Genomic DNA, 2,430 nt, shown 5'->3' on the forward strand with positions numbered 1-2,430 from the left:
GGATCTTAGTCCACGTAGATGGACTTTGCACCACTAGCCACGACTTCCAGTCGTTGGCACGCCGACGGGAGTAATTGCGGTAAACTAAAAGACCGAACTCGGTTCTACTGGGGAGCAGCCAGTAGAGGTAACGGGGAAAGTTTGGTGCAAAGCCAACACTGTCCCGCAACTGTAAATTGATTCACAGGTGAATCGATAAGTCAGGATGCCCGCCGAGGCGTATATTTCCATCCGTGCGCGGCACACAAATTAAATTAACATGGCCAAAAAAATTCCCGTCACCGTCATCACTGGCTTCTTAGGCAGTGGCAAAACCACCCTAATTCGACATCTCCTCACCCACAATCAAGGACGCCGCATCGCCGTCATCGTCAATGAATTTGGGGAACTAGGCATCGACGGCGAACTGTTGCGCTCCTGCCAAGTTTGCCCCGATGACGAGATCGAAACCCCTAATAATATCGTCGAACTCACCAACGGTTGCTTGTGCTGTACGGTGCAGGAAGAATTTTTACCCACGATGCAAGCTCTGATCGCGCGGCGCGATGACATCGACTGCATCTTAATCGAACCTTCTGGTTTGGCATTGCCCAAGCCGCTAATTACGGCCTTCCGCTGGCCAGAAATTCGTACCGCAGCGACGGTAGATGCGGTCATTACGGTGGTCGATTGCGATGCTGTGGCAGATGGCAGGTTTGCCAGCGATCCGGCGGCTGTAGACGCCCTCAGACAGGAGGATGAAAATCTCGACCACGAGACACCCTTGCAAGAGTTATTTGAGGATCAGTTAGCTTGTGCGGACTTAGTGATTTTAAATAAAGCCGACTTAGTAACCGCCGAACAACATCAACAAACGATCGATCTAGTCAACCAAGAACTCCCGCGATCGGTGAAAATTATTACTAGCGATCGGGGTATCGTAGATGTAGAGACAATATTAGGATTGAACGCCGCAGTGGAAGACCATTTAGAAGATCGTCCCAGCCATCACGATACAGAGGCAGAACACGAGCACGACGACGAGATCGATTCGACACATTTGGTTTTGGACTACGAATTTAACCCCGAACAGTTGCGTAAGCAATTAGAACTCCTTGTCGCCGAACAAGAAATCTATCGCATTAAAGGCTTCGTCGCCGTCCCCAACAAACCGATGCGATTAGTCATCCAAGGTGTGGGCAATCGCTTCGAGCAATTTTACGATCGTCCCTGGCGCACCGACGAGCGACGTCAGACTAAACTAGTATTCATCGGTCAATCGATCGATCCTGTCGCGATCGCGAATTCTTTAGCTGTTGGTGTCGCATCTGGAACGAGATAACTCGTTGACGTAGCCTCTCAGGATGAGAATCGAGTCTAGTTTAAGATCTTTTCAGAAGCAATCGATCGGTAGATACTGGTGGGGAAGGGCGGGTTTGTCCCGATTTGATGGTTGTATACATGAATTTCTAGCATAAACCCGCCCCTACGGTCGATCTATAAAATATATTATTCAGCTATTTATGGATCTGTAGGGGCGGGTTTATGCTAGTCAATAGTCGGGTAAGGTTGAATCTCAAACAAACCCGCCCTCACCACTAGAAAATCTCAAATGCGACTTATAGACCTAGTGAAACCCAACACACCCTACGATAAATATCAAACAACCAATCGGCAAGTCATTGAGGTTTTATAATGGTTGCAGTCAAAGATAATGCGCCACGATTCACTCCCGCAGAGTATTTTGCTTGGGAAGAACAGCAATTAGAACGTCATGAATATATTGATGGCGAAGTTTACGCGATGAGTGGCGGAACTATAAATCATAGCGAAATTGCTGCAAAATTTAATCGATTATTGGGAAATCATTTAGACGATCGCGGCTGTAGAACTCTTAATTCTGATGCCAGAATTAACATCTTAGAAACTGATGACTATAGTTATCCAGATGGAAGTGTGACTTGTGATGAAAGAGATAAGGGTAATACTCAATATATTGTTTATCCATGTCTGATAGTTGAAGTTTTATCAGATAGTACTGAAGCCTATGACCGTGGTGAAAAGTTCTACAGGTACCGTCGCAATCCCATTTTGAAAGATTATGTTTTGGTTGGTACTAAATCGTTGGCGGAGCCTCTCGGAACGAGAATCGCGATCGATATTTATCAGAAGAATGATGCAGGAGAATGGGTAATTATTAATTATCGTGCTGGCGATATTGTCGAACTTAAAAGCATTAACCTCAGTTTCCCGATCGAGCAAGTCTATCGCGGGATTGTATTGGAGTAATGGTAGCATTAGATAATAATAGTCAATTGAATCGATCTGACATGAATTCTTTGAAATTACTATTTACCACTTCAAAGCTAAGTTCTACTCCCTTCCCGCCAGAAGATTATAGAATAAGGTTGTAGATATGTTGAATCGTATTTGAAATTTGGATTGGAGTCT

General features: G+C 45.3%; 2 protein-coding genes and 1 riboswitch. Both genes read left to right on the forward strand.

Annotation, left to right across the window (positions count from 1 at the left end; all coding sequences use genetic code 11):
• Positions 1–82: 82 nt before the first annotated feature.
• A riboswitch (cobalamin riboswitch) is annotated at positions 83–231 on the forward strand.
• A 28-nt stretch (positions 232–259) separates the two neighbouring features.
• Positions 260–1,321 carry a cobalamin biosynthesis protein CobW gene (cobW, locus tag C7B77_RS28225; RefSeq protein ID WP_106312891.1) on the forward strand — a complete coding sequence of 354 codons (1,062 nt, stop codon included), beginning with the start codon at positions 260–262 and terminating at the stop codon, positions 1,319–1,321.
• Positions 1,322–1,674: 353 nt separating this feature from the next.
• A complete protein-coding gene (locus C7B77_RS28230; protein ID WP_106312894.1) occupies positions 1,675–2,268 on the forward strand; it encodes a Uma2 family endonuclease in 594 nt (197 codons plus the stop codon).
• The last annotated feature ends 162 nt before the right edge of the window (positions 2,269–2,430 follow it).

The sequence above is a fragment of the Chamaesiphon polymorphus CCALA 037 genome (assembly GCF_003003845.1).
In the GTDB taxonomy this organism is placed as follows: Bacteria; Cyanobacteriota; Cyanobacteriia; order Cyanobacteriales; family Chamaesiphonaceae; genus Chamaesiphon; species Chamaesiphon polymorphus.

Bases quoted from the DNA above. Each gene is read 5' to 3' on its own strand.
- cobW (WP_106312891.1), top strand. From the start codon at position 260: ATGGCCAAAAAAATTCCCGTCACCGTCATCACTGGCTTCTTAGGCAGT.
- C7B77_RS28230 (WP_106312894.1), top strand. From the start codon at position 1,675: ATGGTTGCAGTCAAAGATAATGCGCCACGATTCACTCCCGCAGAGTAT.